Origin of the sequence: Leisingera sp. ANG-M1, from assembly GCF_000813745.1 — a bacterium.
In the GTDB taxonomy this organism is placed as follows: Bacteria; Pseudomonadota; Alphaproteobacteria; order Rhodobacterales; family Rhodobacteraceae; genus Leisingera.
This window is the reverse complement of sequence record NZ_JWLC01000040.1, coordinates 29,775-30,200: the sequence shown is the minus strand read 5'-3', so window position 1 is coordinate 30,200 and position 426 is coordinate 29,775. Positions and strand designations below refer to the sequence as shown.

At 58.0% G+C, this 426-nt stretch carries 1 protein-coding gene; it reads left to right on the top strand.

Annotated elements, in window-relative coordinates; genetic code table 11:
• Positions 1-129: 129 nt before the first annotated feature.
• Positions 130-426: hypothetical protein (locus RA19_RS27125; RefSeq protein ID WP_039168410.1), on the top strand; the 297-nt coding region annotated here is incomplete at its 3' end.

Genomic DNA, 426 nt, shown 5'->3' with positions numbered 1-426 from the left:
ATTTTAAACGGCAGGTTCTGCGCTCGGTCTGGCAACGCAACCCGGCCTGGCAGATGGATATTTTCAGCTATTTCCGCGGGCAGCCCCAATTGCCGGCGGATGCGGCAACCGCAATTTCCGGAGACTAGCATGACTTCATCCGACATTGTGATCACTGGAATGGGCGCTATCGGTAGTTTTGGCGGGTCCGTTGATGACTTCTGGACCGCCGTGAATGCCGAAGAGCCCAGTCTTTCGCATTCAGTCCGGCTTCCTGAATTGGGGGTCAGCGCCAACGTCGGCGACTGGTTCGATCTCAACGACTACAAGCGTTCGGGGCGTGGCAAACGCGCACCGCTAATCTCGCAATTTGCTCTTGCAGCCGCGGCCCAGGCGATCCGGGAGGCAGGCCTCGACAAACGTGGAAAGATTCCGCGTGACGATATC